This is a genomic window from Actinoallomurus sp. NPDC052308 (assembly GCF_040679195.1).
Classification (GTDB): Bacteria; Actinomycetota; Actinomycetes; order Streptosporangiales; family Streptosporangiaceae; genus Actinoallomurus; species Actinoallomurus liliacearum.
In genome coordinates this window covers 17,801-34,133 of the sequence record NZ_JBFAUM010000011.1, presented here as the reverse complement: position 1 = coordinate 34,133, position 16,333 = coordinate 17,801, and the positions used below count along the sequence as shown (strand labels likewise).

Below are 16,333 nucleotides of genomic sequence, written 5' to 3'. Positions count from 1 at the left end.
TCGATGGCCGAGACGACCGCGTACCGGATCTGTCCCCTGTGCGAGGCCACCTGCGGCCTCGAGCTGACGATCGCGGACGGCCGGGTCACCGGCGCCCGCGGCGACCGCGCCGACGTCTTCAGCCACGGCTTCGTCTGCCCCAAGGGCGCGACCATCGGCGAGCTCGAGGACGACCCCGACCGGCTGCGCTCCCCCATGGTCCGCGACGGCGACGACTGGCGCGAGGTGGGCTGGGAGGAGGCGTTCGCGGCGGTACGTCGCGGCCTCGGCGAGGTCACCGGGCGCCACGGCCGGCAGGCGCTCGCCCTCTACCTCGGCAACCCGAACGTCCACACCCTGGCGGGCGGCCTGTACGCCGGTCCGCTCGCCCGCGCGCTGGGCAGCACGAACCTCTACACGGCCAGCACGGTCGACCAGATGCCCAAGCACGTCTCCAGCGGCCTGCTGTTCGGCGACCCCCTGTCCATCCCGGTGCCGGACCTGGACCGCACCTCGTACCTGCTGGTCCTCGGCGCCAACCCGCTGGAGTCCAACGGCAGCCTGTGCACCGCCGCGGACTTCCCCGGAAAACTGAAGGCGCTGCGCCGGCGCGGCGGCACCCTCGTCGTCGTCGACCCGCGCCGCACCCGGACCGCGCGCCTCGCCGACCGGCACCTGCCGATCCGGCCGGGCGCCGACGCGTACCTGCTCTTCGGCGTCGTGCGCACCCTGTTCACCGAGGGCCTGGTCGCCGACACCCCCGGGGTCGACGGCGTGGCGGACGTGGAACGGCTGAGCCGCGACTTCGCCCCCGAGGACGTCGCGGACGTCTGTGGGATCCCGGCCGAGGAGATCCGGCGGATCGCCCGCGAACTGGCCGCCGCCCCGAGCGCCGCCGTGTACGCCCGCATCGGCACCTGCACCGCCGAGTTCGGCACGCTCACCAACTGGCTGGTCGATGTCGTCAACGTCCTGACCGGCAACCTGGACCGGCCCGGCGGCGCGATGTTCCCCCTCGCCCCGCACCGCCGCCCCGGCACGGGCAGCGGGCGCGGGTTCCGGACCGGCCGCTGGCACAGCCGCGTCCGCGGCCTCCCCGAGGTGCGCGGCGAGCTGCCCGCCACCACCCTGGCCGACGAGATCCACACGCCCGGCGAGGGGCGGGTGCGCGCCCTGATCACGGTGGCCGGCAACCCGGTGCTGTCCCTGCCCGGCGGCGAGCGCCTCGGCGACGCGCTCGACGACCTGGAGTTCATGGTCAGCGTCGACCCGTACCTGAACGAGACGACGCGGCACGCGCACGTGATCCTGCCGCCGCCCCCGCCGAGCCGGTCACCGCACTACGACCTGGCGTTCGGGGACCTCGCGGTGCGCAACACCGCGCGGTACTCCCCGCCCGCGGTCCCGCTCCGGGACGGCGAGCTCGAGGAGTGCGCGATCCTGTCCCGCCTCATCGGCATCGTGTCCGGGCAGGACACCGACGTCGACGAGTCGGTCATCGCCCACCTGCTCGGCAAGGCGATCGCCGACCCGTCCTCGCCCGTGCACGGCCGGGACCCGGCGGAGCTGCTGCCGCTGCTCACCGGCGAGACCCCGGCGCTGCGCCGCCTCGACCTTATGCTGCGCCTCGGCGCGTACGGCGACGGGTTCGGCGCGGTGCCGGACGGCCTGTCCCTGCGCGCGCTGCGGAACGCGCCGCACGGCGTCGACCTCGGCCCGCTGCGGCCCCGGCTGCCCGAGGTGCTGCGGACGCCGTCCGGCCGGGTCGAGCTGTGCCCGTCGCCGCTCGCCGAGGACGCCGTACGGCTCCGCGACGGCCTGGCCCGGCGGCGTACCGGCCTGGTCCTCATCGGCCGCCGCCACCTGCGGTCCAACAACAGCTGGCTGCACAACGTGCCGGGCCTGGTCCGGGGCTCGAACCGCTGCACGCTACAGGTCCACCCCGAGGACGCCGGCCGCCTCGGGCTGACGGACGCGGGAACGGCGAAGGTGACGGGCGCCGGCGGCACGATCGAGGCGGAGGTGGAGGTCACCGCCGAGATCATGCCCGGCGTCGTCAGCCTCCCCCACGGCTGGGGTCACGGCCGGCCCGGCACGCGGATGGCCGTCGCCGCCGCGCACCCCGGCGTCAACGCCAACGCCCTCACCGACCCGCTCGCCCTCGACCCGCTGTCCGGCAACGCCGTGCTCAACGGAGTGCCGGTGGAGGTCCAGCCCGCCTGACGAGGCGGGGACCAGGGTGCGCCCGCCAGGCGAGGCGCCGGGCGGGGTCGACCCCGCCCGATGGCCGGGCGCGCGGCTCAGGCGACGAGCTCGGACTCCTCGTCCGCGGGGGCCGCGACCGGCCCGACGCCCGCCGAGGAGGCGGAGCCGGCCGTCTTCTCGTGCGGGAAGACCCACTTCTTCATCGCCCACCAGCGGAAGGCCATGCCGAGCAGCGTTCCGATGATCATGCCGCTGACGAAGTCGGAGACCTCCTGGCCGACGTGGCTGACGTTCGGGTACTGCAGGTTGAACGCGTAACGCGCCAGGTAGAGCGGGATGTCGTTGACGATGATGCCCAGGCCGCTCACGACGAAGAACAGCACCGCCTCGACGTGCCGCCTGCGGCCGCCACGGGCCCGGAACGACCAGCCGCTGTTCATCAGGTACGACGCGATCGTCGCGACGATGATCGCGATGGTGAGCGCCGTCACCGGCTTGGTCCGCATGACCGTCAGCTTGAGCCCGTAGTTCACCCCGGCGGTCAGCAGGAAGCAGACACCGCCGGTGAAGGCGAACTTCACCAGCTCACGGTGCTTGACCAGCAGCGGGCGAAGTGGCGCGGGGACGCGGGAGAGCGTGATCCGGGTGAGCGACACCCGGGCAGTCTACGGGCCGGAGGACACTGGAGGGGCCCGACCCCGACATGTCCGATGGGTCACGCGGTATCCCCCATCCGGCCCGCGCGTTGTCATCGACCAGCTCACCGGACGCCGCCGACGAGCGCGCGGATCGCCACTAATTCGATGGATTCGCCGACCCGCCTCCCCTAGGGTCGTCGCGGCCCCGAGGTCGTCAGGTCGCCGGTAGGAGTGGATCATGCGAGTGCACTATCCCCGCACTCCCCACCTGCCCTGGTCTCCGGGAGTCGGGGCGGACGACGTGCGCGCCGCCGGCCTGTCCGGGCTCGCCGGCCGGGAGGTCGTGGTCACCGAGAAGCTCGACGGGGAGAACACCACGATGTACCCCGATGGGCTGCACGCCCGCTCGCTGGACAGCGCGCATCACCCGGCCCGCGCCTGGATCAAGGCACTGCACGGCCGGATCGCACGCCGGATCCCGGCGGGCGTGCGGGTCTGCGGGGAGAACCTCTACGCCCGCCATTCGATCGCCTACCAGGACCTGGAGAGCTGGTTCTACCTCTTCTCCGTGTGGGACGGCGACCACTGCCTGGACTGGGACCGCACCGTGCGCTTCGCCCGGCGGCTGGGCGTACCCGTACCGGCCGTGCTGTGGCGCGGCGTCTTCGACGAGCGCCGCCTGCGGGCGCTCCGCCTCGACACGCGGCGGCAGGAGGGCTACGTCGTACGGACCGTCGACGGCTTCCCCCGCGACGAGTTCGGCCACCGGGTCGCCAAGTGGGTACGGCCGGCGCACGTACGCACGGACGAGCACTGGATGCTCGGCCCCGTCGTCGAGAACGGCCTGAGCCCGGCCGCCGCGCTGTGGCAGGCGCGGTCCGGCGCGCTCCCCGGCGCGGCGGCCCTCCTCGACGCCGTGGGGATGACCGGCAGCCGGTGCGAGCAGGCGGCCGTCGAGCGCGCCGAGGCGATCGTCGCCGAGGTCTCCGCCCGTCTCGACCTGCTGGGGCGCTCCGGCGACGAACGGCTGACGGGCCTGCTGGCGGCCCTTCTTCACGGCGCCGACCGGGCCCGGCTGATGCCCCGGCTGGTGGCGCCCCTCGGCGTGCCGCAGGCCCGCCGGGTCGCGGACCTGGTCGGCCTGTACCCCGGCCTGCACCGTCCCTTCCCGGACGAGGCGCGGCGCGTCGGTCTCACCCGGCTCGCGGCCATGGCCGACGTCGGTGTACTGCACGCCGTCGCCGCCGCGGTCCTGACCGGGCGCGACGACGCCGAGGCCGCCGAGGCCCGCGAGCAGGTCGGCTGGTCCGAACTGCACGCCGACGAGGCCGGGCTCCTCACCGAGTCGCCGCTGGAACCACTGCGGGCCGGTCTGCGCCAGGCCCTCGCCGACGTCGCGGGGACGGGCGCCGGCCGGGACGTCGCGGACCGCTGCTGGGCGGAGGCACGGGAGGCGTACGCGCTCGGCCGGATCGCCACGCCGGAGGAGGCCGTGGCGCTCACCTGGCGGTGGCGGTCGGGTGACTTTCCCCGGCTCGTCGTCATGACGGGGCCCGCGGGCAGCGGGAAGAGCACCTTCACTCGCGCCCTTCCCGGCGTCGACGCGGTGGTCTCCCTCGACGACCTGCGCGAGGCCCGTGGCTCGCGCGCGGACCAGCGGGCCAACCCGCAGGTCCTCCGGGACGGTCTGCACCGGCTCGGCGCGCTCCTGGCGGACGGCGCGACCGTCGTCTGGGACGCCACCGCGCTGAACCGGCACCAGCGTTCGCTGGTGCGCGCCGTGGCCGACCGGTACGACGCGCTGACCACTCACGCGGTCCTGCTCGTCCCCGGCGACCTGCTGGCCCGGCGCAACGCGGAGCGCGCGAATCCGGTCCCACCGGCCGTGCTCTCCGCGCAGCTCCGCCGCTTCTCTCCGCCCTATCCGGGTGAGGCGCACCGCACGTGGTACGCCGGCCCGGACGGACAGGTGGGCGACGTCGCCGGGGCCATCGACGACGAGATCCCGGCGGACACGAGGAGCGGCCATGCGGACCAGTGAGGAGATCTACCACCGGATCCGCTGGGATCCGCGGTTCGACGCCGCACGGTTCCTGCTGGGGATCAATGTCCGCGGGGCTCCGCCCAAGCGTGTTCCGCTGCCCGCGTTCGTCCCCGGCGGCGACATCCCGTGGCACCGGATCCTGTTCGTCGAGGCCGAGGGCGAGGTCGTCTGGGACCGCCGGTCGGGCGTGGACCGCGTCGACTCGTCACCGGCGGGGCGGGTGCGGGAGGCGCGCGGGCTCCGGGCTCCGTTCTTCACCGCCAGGACGCCGGTGGCGTGGGATCCCGGCGCGGGCTGGCGTCCCGCCGAGGCACCCGCCCCCGTCGCCGGCCGGGAAGCGTCGGCGCGGCCGTCGACAGCCGCGAGCGGCCCCACGGCCTCCGTCGGTCCCGCAGCCGCCGTGAGTCGCGCAGCCGTCGCCGGTCACGCAGGCAGCGCCGGTCGCGCGGCCGACGTCGGTCGCGCAGGCAGCGCCGGTCGCGCGGCCGACGTCGGTCGCGCAACCGCCTTGGGGCGCGCAGCCAGCGCCGGTGTCGGTGTCGGTGTCGGTGTCGGGGGTGTCGCGGCCGGCGGGTCCGCGCCGGCCCGTCTCCGAGTGTTGACGTGGAACACCCTGTGGGACCGCTACGACGCCGACCGCATCGAGACCGCCCGCCGAAGGCCACTGCTGCTGGCGGCCCTCGAGCGGGCCGACGCGGACGTCATCGCGTTGCAGGAGGTCGAGGCCGCGCTGCTCGACCTGCTGCTTCGTGCCCCGTGGGTGCGCGCCGGCTACACGCTGAGCACCGACCCGTCGGGGCCCGACGTCGACGAGATCGGGCTCCTCCTGCTCAGTCGCCTGCCCGTACGCGAGGCGGGCCTGCACGTCCTCGGCCCGCACAAGGGGGTCGCGGCCGTCACCGTGGAGTCCGCCGTGGGCCCGGTCGTCGTGGCCGCGACCCATCTGACCAGCGACCACACCGAGAACGGCGCCGCCCGGCGGGAGGCCGAGCTGACGCGGCTCGCCGAACTGCCGGCGCATGTGGAGGGGGAGGTCATCCTCCTCGGCGACTTCAACGACGGCGACGGAGGGCTGGCCGGCGTACTCGGGGTGCGGGACGCCTGGACCGAGGTGCACGGCCCCGGCGATCAGACCGCGACCTTCGACCCGGTGGCCAATCCGCTGGCCGCCGTGTCGTCGCTGTCCGGCCGCGCGTCCCGGCTCGACCGGGTCTTCCTGGGCGGCTCCGCCCTCCGCGCCACCGCCGCGCGCCTCACCGGTGACTCCCCGATGACGCCGGACGGCCTGTTCGCGTCCGACCACTACGGCGTGACCGTCGACATCTCCGCCGGTGTTCCGGGTGAGCCGGCGACGGAGTCCGGGCGGCATGCCGAGGAGATGGACACGACGGCGCGGCGTGCCAAGGAGGACGACGCGACGGCGCGGATGGTCGTCGAACGGCTCCGCGCGTGCCTGGCGGAGGGCGTCGTCGAGGTCGTCGGGTCCCGGCGCATGGAGTGCGCACCGGCCGGCGCGGACCTGGACGTGGTGGCGGTGCTGCCGGGAACCCCCGATCCGGCGGAGGTGCGGGCGAGGGTGACGGCGGCGCTGCCGGACGCGGCGGGCGTACGCCAGGTGACCGGCGCGCGGGTGCCCGGCCTCCGGTTCCGGAACTCCGGGCTCGCCGTCGATCTCATGGTGGTCGGCACGAAGGACGTCGCGCCGGCCGAGGCCGTTGTGCGCCGTACGGAGCTGGGCGAGGCGCCCGCGATCGCGCTGAGCGCCGTCAGCGACGCCGACGCCGTCCTGGCCGCGGTCGACGGCTGCCGCGACCGGTTCGCCCGTCTCGCCCGGCAGGTCAAGGAATGGGCGGGGGCACGCGGCCTGGACTCGGCCCCGTTCGGCGGCCTGCCCGGCCTCGCCTGGGCGATCCTGGCGGCGCGTGCGGTGCACGAGGCCAGGGATCGGCCACCCGGCGACCTGCTCCGCCACTTCTTCGGCACGTGGGCCGCCTGGGACTGGCGGCGGCCGGTCGTGCTCCGGCCGGAGGGCTCCACATCCGGCGTCTCCGCACCAGAGCGCCACGCCTCCGGCGTCTCCGCACCGGAGCTCTCCGCACTAGAGCTCTCCGCCTCCGGCGGCGCCGCGCTCGATCCGGCGACGCCGCCGCCGGCCGTTCGCATCATGACCCCGACCGCCCCGGTGCGGTCCTGCTCCGATCAGGTCGGGCCCGGCGTACGGGACCTCCTCACGCAGGAGCTCTACCGCGCGTGGGAGGCCCTGGAGGAGACCGGGACCGACGGCGACCCTGTGGTCGGGCTCCTGTCGCCCCCGCCGATGCACCGGCGGCACGCCGCGTGGGCCGTCATCACGGTGCGGGAGACGCCGGTGGAGGAGTTCGGCATGACCCTCGGCCGGGTCCGCGGCCGGGTTCGGGCCCTGCTGTCCGGGCTGGAGGAGGCCGGGATCGCGGACGCGCACGCCTGGCCCCGTCCGTTCGAGACGGGACCGGCGGCGACGCGCTTCGCGGTGGGGCTGGGCCGCACGCCGCCGGACGCCGTCCGGCTCGCCGCGATCGCCGAGCCCTGGGCCTCGACGCTGCGCGGCGTCACCGTCGCGTGGGCACCCTGCGGTGCGGTGCCGCCGCTGCGCTGACCCGCCCGCCCGCTCGGGGACGGCCCACCTCGATCGCGGACGCGCCCCGCGCCGTTCGGCGGATTCGCCGACGCGAGACGCAGGGACTGGGTGAACAGGTCGGCGAGCGCGTCGAGGTGGCAACGACGGAACCGGGCGATCGAGCGGAAGTCGGGGGCCTGGTCGGCGGTCAGGAACCGGAAGCCGACATCGTCGGCGCAACGACGCTCGATCGCCCGGGAGGATCGCACGCCGGTGGTGTAGCCATAGATCAGCAGGCGCACCATCAGCCGCGGGTGGTAGGGCGGGCAGCCGCGCTTTTCGGTCTAATCGGCCAGGATCGGCGAGAGGTCGAGCGCCTGGTCGACCAGGTCCGCGACGAACCGGGCCAGGTGGTCCTCGGGCAGCCAGTCCTCCAGCGACGGCGGCAGCAGCAGAACCTGGTGCGGGTCGAACGCCCGGAAGGTCTTGTCCACCGCCGCCGCACGTGCCTGCGGCCGCGTCGGCTCGACCGGCTCAGCCTCGAACAACCCACCCTGATCAGCCATACCGGGATCATCTCGGGTCCAGGACCACAAGATACGGGCGGGTTGCCCCGGGGCCGTGTCACTCCTCGCCGGAGAACCGCTCCCATGCGGACTGGCGGGTGATCCCGAGAGCTTCGCCGATCCTGCTCCAGGTGACGCCGCGTCGGCGCAGTTCCTGCACCCACGAGCGGAGGTCAGCCTCGGCCTGGTCGATGTGCGCGGCAACGCGCGGAATGTGGCTCAGCATCTCTGCGTCTGCCAGCGATTCCCAGACGGGCACGCGCGCTCCCGCTGGGCTACCGGTGCTCCCGTCGATGATCGACACGGCCAGAGCCACGCACTCGTTACAGATGTGCACTCCAGCGCCAGCGACCAGCTTGTCGACCTCGGTGTCCGGCTTGCTGCAGAAGGAACACCGAGCGAGTTCGGTCAGGATGTCAGACGATGCCACAGCACACTCCCTAAGGCGTCAGGATATCCCTGACACCTTAGATCGTCAGGGATATCCTGACAACTGCAGGCGATTGTCATTACTGAGACACGCTCCTAGGGGTGCTGTCCGGTGGATCACGTGCTGGTCGATCTGTGAGCGTGAGGGATGCGTGCGGCGCCGGCCGGTCCGCCCGCTGGGTGGGGCGTCGTTTCTGGTGGTGTCTACTCAGCGGAGAAAATTCTCCGCTGAGTAGACGCCGGCGGAAGAGGACGGGCGACCCGGGTGTGCGACCTGTGGAGATTGCCCTTTATCTCCTCGGGGTGGTCGTGCGGGGTCGTACCGGATGCTCGGAAAAGCCTCGCCCGTGGTGTCGATATGGGGGCTTTTGCCCTTGTCCTGGGCTGCGGTCGCCGAGCATTCGGTACACCGTGGGTGGCGGACCGGAGTCGTCCCGGGTGTCGGCTCGGCCGGCCGCGGGTGACGAACCCGCCGCTATCGGGCAGTGATCAGACTGGTCTCCGTACTGCCACAAGATCCACCGGACAGGTCCTAGGGGCGGCCGGCCGGGACGGGGTTCGGTACCGGTTCCGGTGGGAGCCGGGCGGGACGGACCCGCAACGCCCAGGCCGCCCAGCGGGGCAGCCACCAGTTCCAGCGGCCGAACAACGACACGAGGGCCGGCACCAGCAGCGCGCGGATGACCGTCGCGTCCAGGAGCACGCCGAGGCCGAGACCGGTCGCGAACACCTTCAGCTCCGTGATCGGCGCGGACGCCAGCGAGGCGAACGCCAGGAACAGGATGAGCGCCGCGCTCGTGACGAGGCGGCCGGTGCGGCCGATGCCCTCGACGACGGCGGTCCGCGTCGACCCGGTCCGGTCGTACTCCTCGCGCATCCGCGCCAAAATGAAGACCTCGTAGTCCATGGACAGTCCGTACAGGAACGCGAACACCATCACGGGGACGAACTCCGTGATCGAGCCGGTGGCGGCGATCCCCCAGATCGGCTTGGACCCGTAGCCGTCCTGCCAGACCAGGACCATGGCGCCGAGGATCGCGGCCAGCGACAGCAGGTTCAGCAGCACCGCCTTCAGGGGCAGCAGCAGCGACCGGAACGCCCGGGCGAGCAGCAGGAACGTCGCCACCGCGATCAGCGTCAGCATCAGCGGGAACGCCCCGTACACGGCCTTGGCGAAGTCGACGCCGACGGCCGCGGAGCCGCCGACCCCGACCCCGGCGGGCACGGCGGCGCGGACGCGCCGGACCGTGTCCTTCCCCGCGGCGGAGCCTCCCTCGGCGGCGGGCAGTACCGCGACCAGCGCGGTGCCGTCGCGACGCCAGGCGGACGTGTCCGGAGCGACGGCGGTGACGACGCCGGGCAGCCGGGTGAGGCGCGCGGCCGTCGCCGCCGGGTCGCCGCCCCGGGGCACGAGGACGTCGATCGGGGTGAGGACGCCGGTCGGCACGCCGGAGTCGACGAGGGCGGCCCGGCCCTCGTACGCGGGCCCGGACGAGGCGAGGGCGTCGCTCTCCGGGTCGCCCAGGTGCAGGCCGAGGGCCGCGACCGCCAGGGCGACGAGGACCGCGCCGGAGGCGACGACCGCGGCCCACCGGAACCGTACGACGCCCCGCGCCCAGGCGGACCAGCCGCGCCCGGCGCCGCCGCCCCTGCGCAGCCGGGGCCGGTCGATCCGCGATCCGAACCTCGCCAGCAGCACCGGCAGCAGGGTGAGCACGGCGACCACGCTGACGATCGGGATGATGATGCCGCCGTAGCCGACGCTGCGCAGGAACGGGACCGGGAGGACGACCATCGCGACCAGTCCGATGGCGACCGCCCCGCCGCTGAAGACGATCGCGCGCCCGGCGGTGCCCATCGCGCGGCGTACCGCCTCGTCGCCCTCGTGCCCGGCGGCCTGCTCCTCGCGCCATCGGGTCACCAGCAGCAGCGAGTAGTCGATCGCCACGCCCAGGCCGATCAGCGCGACGATGAACTGCACGATCACGCTCACGTCGGTGACCGTCGTGAGCCCGTACACCACGAGGAACGATGTGAGGATCGAGCACGCCGCGATCAGCAGCGGGACGAGGGCGAGCAGCGATCCGAAGACGAACGCCAGGACGGTCAGCGCGCCGAGTCCGCCGACCAGTGTCTCGGACAGGACGTCGGGGCCGTGGCCCGATCCGCCGCCGCCGGACTGCAGCGGTTCCATCCCGGTGACGCGCAGCGTCGCGCCCGGTGGGAGCGCCGCGCGCATCGCCGCCGTGACGGGCCCGGACAGGTCCGGGGCGCCCATCACGCCGCGCTGTCCGGCCGGCCCGTAGACGAGGCCGAAGGTCGTACGGGCGTCGCGGCCCACGAGGCGGCGGTCGCCGGTGTCGGCGTAGGAGACGGCGCGGCCGTGCACGGCCGTGGCGGCCGCCGCGAACGCCCGGCCGATCCCCGCGCGGACGCCGGGCGAGTCGACGGTCCGCCCCGCGGGCAGGGTGATCACCGGGACGAGCGGATCGCCGCGTCCGCCGGTGCCGTACGTCCTCGCGATGGCCGCGTTCGTCTCGTACGAGGGCTGTCCGGGAATGGCGTTCTGCGCGGTGAGCCGCCCGCCGATCTGCGACGTCGCGAGCACCCCCGCGACCGTGAGCGCGAGCCAGGCCAGCGTCACGGCGAGCTTGTGCCGCAGTACGAATCGGGAGAATCCTTCCATGCGGGCCAGCACAGCAGCCCGCTCTTCCAGCGCCGTGTGCCTGTTCTGGGAGTTCTCTGTCACAGAGTTCTCACAGCGTTCTCACAGGGCGACGCGGGACACTGGCCCCGTGACCGACCGCCCCATCCGGGTCCTCGTCGTCGACGACGAGCCCTACCTCGCCGACCTGGTCGCGACCGCGCTGCGCTACGAGGGATTCGAGTCCACCGTGGCGGCCACGGGCGCCGAGGCCCTCGCCCGGGTCACGGCGCTCCGGCCGGACCTCATCGTGCTGGACGTGATGCTGCCGGACGGGTCCGGGCTCGACACCTGCCGGAGGCTGCGCCGCGAGGGATGCGAGGCGCCGGTCGTCTTCCTGACGGCCCGCGACGCCACCGAGGACAAGATCGCCGGGCTGACGGTCGGCGGTGACGACTACGTGACCAAGCCGTTCAGCCTGGAGGAGCTCATCGCGCGGATCCGCGCCGTACTGCGCCGGACGAGCCGCCCCGGCGGAACCGACGCCGCACGGCTCGGCTTCGCCGACCTGGAGATCGACGAGGACGCCTACGAGGTGTCCCGTGGCGGCGCGCCGCTGGAGCTCACGCCGACCGAGTTCAAGCTGCTGCGGTACCTCGTCGTCAACGCCGGTCGGGTGCTGTCCAAGCGGCAGATCCTCGACCACGTCTGGGACTACGACTTCGGCGGCAACGACGGCGTCGTCCAGACCTACATCAGCTATCTGCGCCGCAAGGTCGACGCCGTGGACCCGCCGCTGATCCACACGGTGCCCCGCGTCGGATACGTCCTGCGCCTGCCCCGGCCGTCATGATGTCCCTGCGCAGACGCCTCGTTCTGACCCTGCTGGGCCTGCTCGCCGCCGGTCTGGCGGTCGCCGCGGCGGGCAGCTTCGCGACGCTGCGGGCGGACATCGTCCGCCGGACCGACCGACAGCTGAACGCGGTCGGCCGGGCGATGGAGACGGCGATCGGCGACCGCGCCGGCCCCGGCGGCGCCCTCCCGGTCGGCCCGCACGGCGCGTGGCTGGCTCAGGCGCTGGCCGAAAGCGGCGCCATCCCGTCCCTGATGCAGGTTCGCACGGCGGACGGCCGAATCGTCCAGACGTTCGCCGCGCAGGACGCGCCACCGCTACCGTCCCATCCCGCTCCCTCGGCCGTCACGGCGCAGAACCCCGACGGCGCGCGGATCCTCAAGATCGGCGACATTCACCCGTGGCGGGTCCGCGTCTCCCGGCTGTCGAACGGGCAGATCCTGCTGATCGGCATCCCGACCCGGAGCGCCGACAGCGCCATCCATCACCTGGCACGGGTCGAGGTCGTCGTCTCGATCATCGCGCTGGCCGCCGTCGGGCTCCTCACACACCGGTCGATCCGCCGCGGCCTGCGCCCGCTGGAGGAGATCAGCGGCACGGCACGCGCGATCGGCGCCGGCGACCTGTCCCGCCGTGTCGAACCCGCCGAACCGCGCACCGAGGTCGGACGCCTCGGCCAGGCGCTGAACGACATGCTCGGCCAGATCGAGACGGCCTTCCGCGAACGCGAGGCGTCCGAGGAGCGGCTCCGGCGGTTCATCGCCGACGCCTCCCACGAGCTGCGCACGCCGGTGGCGACGGTCCGTGGGTACGCGGAGCTGTTCCGCCGGGGCGCGGCCGACCGCCCGGCCGACCTGGCCAAGACGATGGCCCGCATCGAGGCGGAGGCCGAACGGATGGGGGCGCTCGTCGACGAACTGCTCCTCCTGGCCCGGATCGACCAGGGGCGCCCGCTCGAGCGGGAACCGGTGGACCTGGCCCGGATCGCGGCGGAGGCCGTGGCCGGCACCCGCGCCGTCGAGCCGGACCGGCCCATCGACCTGGAGGCGGCGGAGGGGGCCGTGGTGCTCGGCGACGCGATGCGCCTGCGCCAGGTCCTCGACAACCTGCTCGCCAACGTACGACGGCACACGCCCGCGGGCGCCCCCGCCGCCGTGCGGATCGACGTCGCCGGCGGCCATGTGGAGGTCTCCGTGACCGACCACGGACCCGGGCTCGCCGAGGACCAGTGCCGGCGGGTCTTCGAACGCTTCTACCGGACCGACCACTCCCGTTCCCGCGAACACGGCGGGGCCGGCCTGGGCCTGTCCATCGTCGCCGCCGTCACCGAGGCCCACGACGGCGTCGTCGGCGTCATCTCCGCGCCGGGCGAGGGCGCGACCTTCGTCGTCCGCCTCCCCCACGCCCCGAGCACCGCTCCCCGCGCGCCGGAGCCACAGCAGCCGCCCTCGCCCGCCGGGCCCGCGACGCCGACCAGATGATGTACTGCGCCGTCTGCGTGTGACGCCCAGCGCCCCACCCCGGCGCGGGCCGCCGAGCGCGGAGCGGTCGGAATGCTCGGTGAACACGACCGCAGCGACGCCGCATAGGCGGCGAATCGGGACGAAAGCCCGTCGCACGGCGGCCTTTACCGAGCGTTTCGTACGGCCGCCCGCCACCCACGGACGCCTCACCCTACGCAGCCTCGCCGCACCACCCGCGAGCCCCCGGGAGGCGGGATCCGGAACCACAAGATCGTGGTCACGACACCTGACGTATCCCTCGTGACCATGGCATCTAGGGCACTGGAACGTTCCGATCATGAGACCGGAACCGCCGTTGCACGTGACGATCGACTTGATTTCAGTCGAATGAATGTTCGATGATTAACGAGTGAGCGAGCTATCGTCGCAGGTCACAGCAGGCTTCCCGCCTCTGGCGGGCATGGGCCTGATCCCTGTCCTGCCTGCGCTGCGCGCGGTGATCCCCGGCGGCGGGCTGCGCCCCGGCACGGTCACCGGCGTGGACGGCTCGACCGCGCTGGCCCTCGCGCTGGCCGCCGGGCTCGGGGACCGCTGGTGCGCGGTCGTCGGCCTCCCGGAGGCGTACGTCCCGGCCGCCGCGTCGTTCGGCGGCGCGGACGGCGGCCTCGACCCGATGCGGGTCCTGCTCGCCGACGACCCGGGCCGGCGGTGGGCCGACGTGGTCGCCGCGCTGACCGACGGGTGCGCGATGGTGATCGTACGGCCGCCGGAGGAGCCTCCCGCGCCGGTCGCCCGGCGGCTGACCACGATCGCGCGCCGGAACGGCTGCGCGCTGATCGCGACCGGTCCGTGGGCGGGCGCGGCCCTGCGGCTGCGCGTCGAGGCGAACCAGTGGTCCGGCGTCGGGGACGGCACCGGTCACCTGCGCGGACGCCGCGCGCTCGTGGCGCTCTCCGGGCGCGGCGCGGCCGCCCCCGGCCGCCGGGTCTGGCTGTGGCTACCGGGACCGGACGGCGCCGTGACCGTCGCCGAGCACGAGGGACCGGCGCGTCTGGAGGCCGTCGCGGGATGAGGCACACGCCACTCCCCGATGCACCGGCCCCGGCGGTGGATCGATGAGCGCGCCGCGGGTGCTCGTCGTGTGGTGCCCGGACTGGCCGGTCACCGCGGTGGGTCTGGACGCGAGCACGCCCGCGGCGGTGGTCGCCTCGGCCCGGGTCGAGGCGTGCTCGGCGGCGGCGCGCGCCGCCGGCGTACGCCGGGGGCAGCGGCTCCGCGACGCGCAGCGGCACTGCCCTGGCCTGGTGGTCCGCGACCGCGACCCCGACGCCGAGGGGCGACTCTTCGAGACGGTCGCCGCCGCCGTCTCGACGATCACTCCCTGGGTCGAGGTCGTACGCCCCGGCGTCTGCGCCATCCCGGTGCGCGGCGCGGCCCGCTACCACGGCGGCACCGACCGGGAGGCGGCGGAGGAGTCGCTGCGGATCCACGTTCAGGACACGGTGGTCGAGCGCGGCTTCGACTGCGGTGTGGGCGTCGCGGACGGCCTGTTCGCCGCCGAACTCGCCGCGCGCACCTCGGACGGCGGCACGGTCGTGCCGCCGGGCGGGACACCGGACTTCCTCGCGCCGTACCCGGTGACCGTCCTGGGCCGGCCGGAGCTCGCCGACCTGCTGCCCCGGCTCGGCATCCACACGCTGGGCGCGTTCGCGGCACTCCCGGCCCGGCACGTCACGAGCCGCTTCGGCGCGGACGAGGTACGCGCGCACCGGCTGGCGCGGGGGCTGGACGCCCGGCCGACCGCGCCCCGCCCGCCGCACACGGACCTGACGGTGACGACGGAGTTCGACCCGCCCGCCGCGGCGGCCGAACAGGTCGTCTTCGCCGCCAAGACACTCGCCGAGCGTCTGCACGAGGCGCTCGCCGCCGAGGCCCTGGCCTGCGTACGGATCGGCGTCGAGGTGACGGATGCCCGCGGCCGTACGCAGTCCCGGCTGTGGCGGTACGACGGGGCACTGTCCGCCCTCGCCGTCGCCGAACGGGTCCGCTGGCAGCTGTCGTCCTGGGAGGCCCCGCCCGATGAGGAGGGGGTCGGCGGCATCGTCCTCCTGCGGCTCCTGCCCGACCAGCTCGTCCCGGACGAGGGACGGCAGGAGGCGCTGTGGGGACAGGTCACGGTCTCCGACCGCATCATGCGGGCGGCCGCGCGGGTCCAGGCCATGCTCGGCCACCAGGGGATCACCCGTCCGTACCCCGTGGGCGGCCGCGGGCCCGGCGAGCGCGTCGTCCGGGTACCCGTCGGCGACCTCCCGCCCGAACCCGCCGCCTCGGAGGGGCGGTGGCCCGGGCGGATCCCCGACCCGGCGCCGGCGGTGGTCCATCCCGACCCGCTGCCCGTCCGCGTGACCGGCGCCGACGGCGCGCCGGTCACGGTCAGCGCCCGCTGCGTGGTCTCCGCGCCGCCCCACCAGATCGAGGTCGACGGGCGCGTCCTGCCGGTGACCGCGTGGGCGGGTCCGTGGCCGGCCCGGGAGCGCTGGTGGGACCCGGCGCGGTTCCGCCGACGGGCGCGGTTCCAGGTCGTCACCGCCGACGGCGGCGCGCGCCTGCTCGTCGTCGAAGGCGGCCGCTGGTACATCGAGGCCGACTATGCCTGACCGACCGAGGCCAAGAGGTCCAGGCGCCACGGGCGGCGTGCGCACCTCGAGACCGACCATGCCCGGCCCGTCGGAGCGAGGCTCAGGGGCGGTGCCCACGTGGGCCGCCGGGAACGCGGGGAGCCGTCATGGGGTTCGATAATCCGCGGATCCCGTGGCGGGAGTTCGAGCGGCGGCTGTCCTGGGGCGTGTCCTCGCCCGCGGGCGAGTATAAAGCGCCCGCGGATCGGCCCCCGCCGCCCCGACCGAGGCCCCCGCC

Annotated in this window: 10 protein-coding genes and 1 pseudogene; 7 read left to right on the top strand and 4 right to left on the bottom strand. The window is 74.4% G+C overall.

Translation table 11 applies throughout. From position 1 onward, the window contains the following. The first annotated feature begins 3 nt into the window (after window positions 1-3). A complete protein-coding gene (locus AB0L00_RS24915) occupies window positions 4-2,202 on the top strand; it encodes a molybdopterin oxidoreductase family protein (protein ID WP_364438543.1) in 2,199 nt (732 codons plus the stop codon). A 77-nt stretch (window positions 2,203-2,279) separates the two neighbouring features. Here AB0L00_RS24915 and AB0L00_RS24910 read toward each other — a convergent pair whose 3' ends face one another. Further along, a complete protein-coding gene (locus AB0L00_RS24910) occupies window positions 2,280-2,840 on the bottom strand; it encodes a GtrA family protein (RefSeq protein WP_364438540.1) in 561 nt (186 codons plus the stop codon). Window positions 2,841-3,060: 220 nt separating this feature from the next. On the opposite strand from AB0L00_RS24910, the gene AB0L00_RS24905 reads away from it, so the two are divergent. Together AB0L00_RS24905 and AB0L00_RS24900 are read left to right on the top strand one after the other, a co-directional pair. Then, window positions 3,061-4,863 carry an RNA ligase family protein gene (locus AB0L00_RS24905; RefSeq protein WP_364438537.1) on the top strand — a complete coding sequence of 601 codons (1,803 nt, stop codon included), beginning with the start codon at window positions 3,061-3,063 and terminating at the stop codon, window positions 4,861-4,863. Beyond that, a complete protein-coding gene (locus AB0L00_RS24900; RefSeq protein WP_364438534.1) occupies window positions 4,850-7,501 on the top strand; it encodes a poly(A) polymerase in 2,652 nt (883 codons plus the stop codon). Before AB0L00_RS24905 ends, AB0L00_RS24900 begins: the two co-directional genes overlap by 14 nt. Before the next feature lie 71 nt (window positions 7,502-7,572). Here AB0L00_RS24900 and AB0L00_RS24895 read toward each other — a convergent pair. The 3 genes and pseudogenes from AB0L00_RS24895 to AB0L00_RS24885 form a co-directional block, all read right to left on the bottom strand. Continuing rightward, window positions 7,573-8,010: pseudogene (locus tag AB0L00_RS24895) on the bottom strand (transposase); the annotation flags it as partial. 76 nt (window positions 8,011-8,086) lie between these two features. Next, window positions 8,087-8,458, bottom strand: a complete 372-nt coding sequence (locus tag AB0L00_RS24890) for a ClpX C4-type zinc finger protein (RefSeq protein ID WP_364438531.1) — start codon at window positions 8,456-8,458, stop codon at window positions 8,087-8,089. Window positions 8,459-8,989: 531 nt separating this feature from the next. Next, the gene (locus AB0L00_RS24885; RefSeq protein WP_364438528.1) at window positions 8,990-11,206 is read right to left on the bottom strand and encodes an MMPL family transporter; all 2,217 of its coding nucleotides are present in this window, start codon (window positions 11,204-11,206) and stop codon (window positions 8,990-8,992) included. A 46-nt stretch (window positions 11,207-11,252) separates the two neighbouring features. On the opposite strand from AB0L00_RS24885, the gene AB0L00_RS24880 reads away from it, so the two are divergent. From AB0L00_RS24880 to AB0L00_RS24865, 4 genes are all read left to right on the top strand, one after another. After that, window positions 11,253-11,954 carry a response regulator transcription factor gene (locus tag AB0L00_RS24880; protein ID WP_364438525.1) on the top strand — a complete coding sequence of 234 codons (702 nt, stop codon included), beginning with the start codon at window positions 11,253-11,255 and terminating at the stop codon, window positions 11,952-11,954. After that, entirely contained in the window at window positions 11,954-13,435 is a 1,482-nt protein-coding gene (locus tag AB0L00_RS24875) for a HAMP domain-containing sensor histidine kinase (protein ID WP_364438522.1), read from the top strand. Before AB0L00_RS24880 ends, AB0L00_RS24875 begins: the two co-directional genes overlap by 1 nt. Window positions 13,436-13,826: 391 nt before the next feature. Further along, entirely contained in the window at window positions 13,827-14,489 is a 663-nt protein-coding gene (locus AB0L00_RS24870) for a hypothetical protein (RefSeq protein ID WP_364438519.1), read from the top strand. Between the two features lie 43 nt (window positions 14,490-14,532). Further along, on the top strand, window positions 14,533-16,074 hold the full coding sequence (locus tag AB0L00_RS24865) for a DNA polymerase Y family protein (RefSeq protein WP_364438516.1): 1,542 nt from the start codon (window positions 14,533-14,535) through the stop codon (window positions 16,072-16,074). Window positions 16,075-16,333: the final 259 nt, after the last annotated feature.

Bases quoted from the DNA above. Each gene is read 5' to 3' on its own strand.
- AB0L00_RS24875 (WP_364438522.1), top strand. From the start codon at position 11,954: ATGTCCCTGCGCAGACGCCTCGTTCTGACCCTGCTGGGCCTGCTCGCC.
- AB0L00_RS24905 (WP_364438537.1), top strand. From the start codon at position 3,061: ATGCGAGTGCACTATCCCCGCACTCCCCACCTGCCCTGGTCTCCGGGA.
- AB0L00_RS24865 (WP_364438516.1), top strand. From the start codon at position 14,533: ATGAGCGCGCCGCGGGTGCTCGTCGTGTGGTGCCCGGACTGGCCGGTC.
- AB0L00_RS24915 (WP_364438543.1), top strand. From the start codon at position 4: ATGGCCGAGACGACCGCGTACCGGATCTGTCCCCTGTGCGAGGCCACC.
- AB0L00_RS24900 (WP_364438534.1), top strand. From the start codon at position 4,850: ATGCGGACCAGTGAGGAGATCTACCACCGGATCCGCTGGGATCCGCGG.